The organism is Luteolibacter sp. (assembly GCF_039920825.1).
Lineage (GTDB): Bacteria > Verrucomicrobiota > Verrucomicrobiia > Verrucomicrobiales > Akkermansiaceae > Luteolibacter.
This window is the reverse complement of the sequence record NZ_JBDSCX010000038.1, coordinates 292537-299453: the sequence shown is the minus strand read 5'-3', so window position 1 is coordinate 299453 and position 6917 is coordinate 292537. Positions and strand designations below refer to the sequence as shown.

Here is a 6917-nt window from a genome sequence, read left to right as displayed (position 1 = left end):
TCGCGGGTTTGTAAATCGTGTGGATTGACCGAAAACCGATGCCGTGGGCGACAGGATCCCTGTCGAGCCGCGACAGCTTCCGCATCAGCCATCCTATCAGCCCGAAAAATGCCCCATGGGCCCCTGCCAGCCACTGTTTGGGCGTGCCGTAGCCGGTGAGCTTGCGCATCAGCAGTGAGAGGTCGAAGGCGAGCACCGCGGCGAGTTGCCGTTTGGTGAGATTGGCTTTTCCCCGCAGGGTGGTGCGTCTCAGTCCGCCTCGGTCGAGGACGTGGGCGAAGCTGCGTTCGATGTATTGGCCGCGTTTGCGCAGCAGGGCTTTGCCGCTGGCGCTCTTCACGGCGCGGCGGGCCTTGTGGAGGACTTGTCTGACGATGGGGCTTTGGCTTTCCTTGCGGCGTTGGCTGGCGTGGGGATCGCCGATGATGGCACGGATGTTTTCGCCTTGGAGTCCGCAGGTTTCCTAGGGCGGAGAAGTAGCCTTCATCGGCAGTTAGACTTCGCAATACTTGTTCCTGTTTGGGGTCGTCGCAGACGCGGGCGAGGGTGGTGCCGGCTGCGAGGACGCGAGATGTTAGCTCCTTTGTGTCGCCATCGTTGCCGTGGCGGACGGTGGCGGCGACAATGGCTCCGCTTTCGAGGTCGGTGATGTGTTCGGGTTTGTAGATCATGTCGCAGGCGCCGTGTTTGGTGACGCCTACCTTGGCGTCGGGGTCGTGGGGATTGACCCATTCCTGGTTGCTGGTGCTGCGGCCCTCGCGTTTTCTATCAAACTGGCGGACGGCCTTGGTGTCGTCGGGATCGATGCCGGCGGCGGCGGCGAGGCGTTTGACGTAGTCCCAGTATTGTTCCTCGGTGTTGCGGTGGACGAGTTCGCGCAGGGAGGCGTTGGCCTCGATGACGCTGGAGTCGATGCCGAGGTGGCGGCCTTTGAGGAGGCCGTGGTCGCGCAGGCCCTTGAGGACGAGTTCGAGGGCGGATTGATAGATTTCCTCGCCGAGGCGGTTGCGGATGACTGATAGGCTGGAGTGGTCGGGGGTGTCCTGGTCGATCTGATAGCCGAGGAAGGCGCGCAGGGAGAGTGAGTCGGCGCAGCGGCTGGCGATGGAGCGCTCGCTGGGGAGGTTTTCGAAGAAGCCGATCATGAGCATTTTGAAATAGACGGCGGGATCGATGCCGGGACGTCCGCCGCGTGAGGAATCGGCATAGGCGGGCTGGCAGATTTCGCGCACGCCTTCAGTGAATCCGATCCGATCGAGGGTCTCGTCGAGCTTGCGGTAGAAGGTGCTGGCGGTGGCTTTGGGAAGGCGTTTGGTTTCAACCCAGAACTGGGGCTGGGCGTCTGCGGCGGTGTCGCGGGGCTTGAACATGCTGGGAATTGAGGTAAGCAGGATCCGTGCGGTTTTTCAACAGGCTGCTAAGGACTCGATTCAGAGATCTCAACCGACGCCATTGACCGGCGTCATCAGTGCGCGAGCCGGACCGGCTGGCGCACTCGGACACGGGTTGGTCAGATTCCGATGGTGAACAACGCGAGCAAATACGCATTCGCTTTCAACTCCACCGAAGCGGGCGGGGGTGATCTCTTTCCGGGTCCGCAACTTCTCTCACCATCAGTTTCCTCCAGAGAAGCGGGGTCGCCGACACGGTCGAGTCCACCACCGATCTGACAGACTGGTCCGGGGGAATGATTCCGCCTACAATGTCGGCGGACCAAAACAACAAGATTTCCCCGATTATATACGGTAAGTGCCAGAGCCGCCGCGAGGGATCAGCAGTGGAGGCAGTAGAGGTCTTTGCTTGAACGGCATTCTAATTTTGCAGAACACAAGGGAATTGAAATCCCATCAAGCAAGGGTGGCAATGATCCCCAGTTCGTCACCGCGGAGAATCGATTCCAGCAAGCAAACGTGATAAGCGGATCGCTAAAAGCTTATGAGAACATTCTTGGAACCGTTCCCGTTTTCGTTCCCATCTCGGCCTCGTTAGACGATCGTATCGCGCAAAAACGTTCTGTAAACAATCGGAAGAGGTTTTGTTAATTTCCCCGTTCGCTCCGGAAATCACCAGAGGATAGGCCCGGTGTGGATCGGTTCCACCCCACCCGCGCCGTCCGAATGGGCCAGCGCGAAAAAGTAGTGATCGGTCGATGGCGAGGGGATCGTCGTCGCGAACGTCGGCCCGACTACCGAGGACAAATCCCCGGCCGCTTCGATGATCTCCAGATAAGTAAACCCCGCCTTCGGTGCCTCGGGGATCTTGCGGACGAATGCCCACCAGACCTCACCGTCCACCGGCGCGTCATCCGTCAGATTGTAGGCCGCCATCCCGGCGACGGTGGCTTGATAGTCGCCCTCGGGGTCGTGAGGCTGACCGGTCGCCCGGGTCGCCATGGCGGTCCCCAGGTAGCGAAGCTCGGCACTGCCGGACGGATCGATCTCGATGGTCCAGTCCGCATCCGTGTCCGACTCATAGCTTTCCGGTGCCGTCGTCAGGTAGTCGCCGCCTTGGGCGGAACCAGTTGAAATACTCACCGCGACATCCGGCCGGACACCCGAGCCGATGCCCTCGCCGACCACCGTCAGCGTGAAAGGCAGCGAGGCGTTGTAGGTCAGCTCGCCATACGGAGTGGAATCGAAAGCACCCACCGGCGCGGTCCCGCCTGTCGTCAGAATGGCGACCACATCGACCCCGTCTGAAATCGTCGCATCGTCCGGGCCGGTCACCGTGATTGTATAAATCCCGCACTGGAAGTTATCCGTCGTCGTCGGCACGAAGAATCCCACCGGCGGCAGCGCACCCGAGATCGGCACCGCCAGTCCCGAGGAAATCAAATTCCGGCCGCTGCCGCCGACGAAAACCGCCCGCGCCGGTGCCGCCGCCTCGACTATTCCCTCCAGCCGATCCGCCTCGATCCGGATCCGCTCGCTCCCGAGGCCCGTGGAAATCCGGATGCCCGTCCTGGACTGGACCACCCAGCCGTTCATCACCCGGATGTTGCCGAACGCATCGAAGTAAGGTTGAAACTGTTTCATGGCTTGATCGCGTGGAAGATTCCCGACACCCCTTCACCCGGCGCGGCGATCCGATAGGCCTTCACATTCGGCATCGCTGCCGCTGCCTGGATCCGGAAGCCCTCATAGCCCGCGATGGTCGTCAGCCTCAGCTCGCCAAGCATCGAGACCGCGAACAGCTCGTCGTAAACGGGCGAGCAGATCGCATCGAGCACGTCACGCCTCACCGCGCAGATCGCCTGCGGGCAGATGCCGATGGCACCCGCCCGCATCTTCAGCGGCAGCTTGTCGATGTCCTGGAAGCCCGGCCAGCCGCGATCCCTCACGCCCTGCATCACGGTGGCACCCATCATCCCCACCCGAGGCCTCGGCTTGCCCAGCGCGGCGGCCAGATTCGCACGGGGGAGCGTATCATATTCCATGAAGACCAGCCATTCGGTTTCCACGGCCGCGCCGTTCTCCCACCACCAGTGCCGAATGTTTCTATCGCAGTTCAGCCAGCCCTCCTCGCCGGTTTCCTCACCCGTCGAGACGTGTTGGATGATGCCCGGATTCGAGGACGTGAAATCATCGCGCCACGGCGTGCCGCGCTCGCCGCTCGTCATCCACACCAGTTCGTAGTTCGGAAATGAGTTAGACATACTCGAAGCTCCCTTGAGGTTCCTGCCTGACGCGGTTCCCGGCCGTCCGGAAGTCCGTCCTCGCCGGTGGCCCGAGGTCGAAGGTCCGCCGCCCGCGCTTGATCTCGTAGGTGATGCCGCGAAGCAGCGCGTCCATCGTCGCGCAATCCGCCAGACTGCCCGCCACGTTGATCTTGTTCCTCACCAGATTCGCGAGTGTGAGATCATCTTCCACCAGCGTGAATGGCCCATCCCACGGCACCCAGTTCTGGCACGCCAGCCAGTTCGTGGCCAGGTTCGCCGGCGGCGTCGCGTAGGCGGTGTCCCACGGCTTGAAGACCTCGGTGCTCGTCACGAATTGCGTGTCGATCATCCACACGGATATCGAAAATTGCCGGGCGAAATAATAGACATGCGTTGTGCCGATTGCGTCGGCATAGCCCGCACCCGCCTGCCACGCCCCCGCCTGCCACGCCTGATAGGTCGGCGTCCAGTCACCCTGGGACGCTCCCGCCTGCCAGCCGAGCCATGTCCCGGTGATCGTCACTTGCACCGCGTCATACGCCTTTATCGCCCAGTCCGGCAGCGAGGCCTTGCTCGTCACCACATATTTACCGGCCGGCAGTGCGCCCGTCGAAATCAACACACCGGTGGAGTCCTTCACCGCCAGCGGTGGGAACTGCGCGGTGATCTTCGGGCGGAAAGGACTGCCTTCCCCGTAGTATTGAAAGCTGCTGGCAGGCTCGCCCGTGGTTCCATACTGATCCTTGAGCTGGGAGAGATCCCCGTCCCGCGACGCCACGAATGCCGCCGTTAGGCCATTGCTGCTTTTGATGAAAACGGAATCCAGATCATCCTTCGGAATGAAGGCCATCCGCTCCGGCCCGCTCAGGGTCATGTATTGGATCTCGCCGTCCACCGCCGTGCCCGCGTCCTGGCTCTGGAACCGCTGCTTGTTTGTGGTCGGGTGCCGGTCCACATACTTGATTTTCACCATGCTCAGCTTCAGGTCCGTGCGCGGCCGGATGTTGAAGGAATTCTTGTCGAAGCGGTGCGTTCCTACCGTGAAGGTCTGTGAGGTCATCGCCCCGCGCCGGGAAATGTTCAGGATCGGCAGCGAGCCGGACGCTCCCGTGTAGTCGAACCAGGCGACCGCATCCGGGCAGAACCTCAGCACTTCAGCCAGGGCGTCCGCGCAGCTCATGTTAGGCAATGACATCTGAATGCTGTTGAACATCGTGTCGATGCTCCCTAGCTGGAGCGGCACCCCCAGCGCGGCGAACTTCGTGATCAGCGCGGCCAGGGAGGTGGCTAGACCTTGCTGCGGGAAAACGTAGTTGTGCCGGTCATCCGCCGTGCCGCTGCTGTTGAAGGGCGGCGTGAAGTTGCCTGATAGATCGATCTTCCGCATCCAATACCACGGGCCGTCCACCCGCACCGTCACCGCGCCGATGCCCGGATTGATCTCCGTCACATGCCCGCGGAATTTCCGGTCATCGTCTTTGAAAAGCTCCATCGCCTGGAGCATCCCCGGCAGCAGCACGCCCGTTCCTGCGGAGTCTTCCGTCTCGCTGGTGTAGAGGTAGAAATCATCCTCCAGTGAGGAAAACCGCAGTGTGTCGGACAGGATGTTGAACTGCGAGAAAGGTCGCTTCACATTCGTCATCGGCCTCGATGCCTGGCCTTTTAGGAAATAGGACATGGTGTTAGCGTTTGATGCCCTGGAGGCGCAGGTTAAAGCTTCTCTGCTCTGCCTTTACACCTTCAAGGATGTTTGCCAGCTCATTGAAGTTTTTCCCCTGAGCGGTGAAGACTTCATCGAGTTTGCCCTTGATGGCGCTATCCGAATTTTTCATCTGAGCAATCGCATTGAAAATCTGCTGGGTCTGTTGGTCATCGGGGATGTTATCGGAGAGGAACTGATTCAGCCGGTCGAAGCCCCCCTTGAGGTCGCCGCTGACTTTCCCTTTGGTCCTTTCGATCTCCGCCGCCGCTGTATCTCTAGCCGCCGTCGCCTGGGCCGTGATGGCTGTCTTCAGGTCAGCCTGTGTGGCTTGATTCGCTTCCCCGAGCGTCTGGATGACTGCAGCCTTGGCTGCGACCCGTTGGATCTCCGCCGCCGCCGTGATTTCGTCACGATCCGTCGCGGCTTTCTGCGCCGCTGTCGCTGCTGCTTTCGCATCGGCCGCCGCCGTTTTAGCAGCCTGCGATTGTTCGCCTTCCCGGTTGACGACGGTCTGCAATGACCCTTCCAACAGGTTCTTCTTGTCCAGGGCGGTGGCCGCCAGCTGGGTCGCCGTTTTAACCCCGGCATCGATGTCGGCGAGCCTTTTGTCCAACTCGGCCTGGTTCGCATCCGACCCGCTGCCGTTCACCGCCCTTGAGGCAGCACCGATGGAGGCATCCGCGTTCCGACCTTCGGCGGCGAGCCTTGCCGCCGACCGTATCGATTCCAGTTGCGCGTCGAAAGCTTTCGTCTCCTCACGGATAAAGGAAGCTAGGTTTTCATTGTGCAATTGCGTGGTTAGATCCTGCCTCGCTTTCGCCAGATCCTTCACGCCTTGCTCCGCTCGCTTCTCAGCCGCCTCGGCATTGCCCAGATCCGTCACCATCCCCGAGAACGCGTTTTTCAGCGGGCCGGACATCAGCCCGATCAGCCCGCCAATCGCAGCGCCGAAAGGCCCTCCCACCGCGAAGCCCTGTGCCGCCAGTTCGAATCCGCCGGCTGCGGCCTCGGCAACCTCAGAGGTTTTCGCAAGAGCTTCCGACAATTCCGGCACCGCCTTCGTTTTTTCAGCCATCGTCCCCAGGAATGACGCCATGCGTCCGATTCCTTGGCCGAACCTTTCGAACGCCTCAGCCCTTTCCAAATTGATTAGCTTGTCCAGCTTCGGTCCGCTTTCGTCGGACTTTTCGCCCACGGACTTCACTTTCTCAGCCATGGCTTCCACCTTTGGCGCGGCGGAAGAGGTCGCCTCTTCCACGGTTTTCGTGGACTTCGCGAGCGCGTCGCTTTTCTCGGTTAGTTTCTCGTAGGCGGCGATCTGTTCTTCCACCGCCACTTTCGCTTTCTGCCAGCCGCCCAGCTCCGGATTCTTGGCGAGCACCTCCAGAATCTCCTCATGCTGCTTTCTCAGGTCTGCGAGATCTTTCGCTTCGGCCTTGCTCAGGCCGTCCTTCTGGGCGGCTACCTTCTCAAGGTCTGCGGCGGCCGCATCCGCGCCCTTCACATTGATTCCGATTTCAAGATTCTTGTCACTCATGGCCGTTGTTTTCTATCAGT

General features: G+C 61.0%; 5 protein-coding genes. All 5 read right to left on the bottom strand.

The features are described 5' to 3' along the window. Nucleotides 1-1370 (bottom strand): transposase (locus ABIQ96_RS10490; RefSeq protein WP_348214533.1); only part of this gene is annotated, 1370 nt, incomplete at its 3' end. Between the two features lie 693 nt (nucleotides 1371-2063). After that, complete coding sequence (locus tag ABIQ96_RS10485; RefSeq protein WP_348214532.1) at nucleotides 2064-3035, bottom strand: hypothetical protein; 972 nt, start codon at nucleotides 3033-3035, stop codon at nucleotides 2064-2066. Further along, nucleotides 3032-3655, bottom strand: a complete 624-nt coding sequence (locus ABIQ96_RS10480; protein ID WP_348214531.1) for a hypothetical protein — start codon at nucleotides 3653-3655, stop codon at nucleotides 3032-3034. The genes ABIQ96_RS10485 and ABIQ96_RS10480 overlap by 4 nt, the downstream gene beginning before the upstream one ends. Then, nucleotides 3648-5336, bottom strand: a complete 1689-nt coding sequence (locus ABIQ96_RS10475; protein WP_348214530.1) for a hypothetical protein — start codon at nucleotides 5334-5336, stop codon at nucleotides 3648-3650. The genes ABIQ96_RS10480 and ABIQ96_RS10475 overlap by 8 nt, the downstream gene beginning before the upstream one ends. A 4-nt stretch (nucleotides 5337-5340) precedes the next feature. Next, nucleotides 5341-6897: a hypothetical protein gene (locus tag ABIQ96_RS10470; RefSeq protein ID WP_348214529.1), complete on the bottom strand. Its 1557-nt coding sequence runs from the start codon at nucleotides 6895-6897 to the stop codon at nucleotides 5341-5343. Nucleotides 6898-6917: the final 20 nt, after the last annotated feature.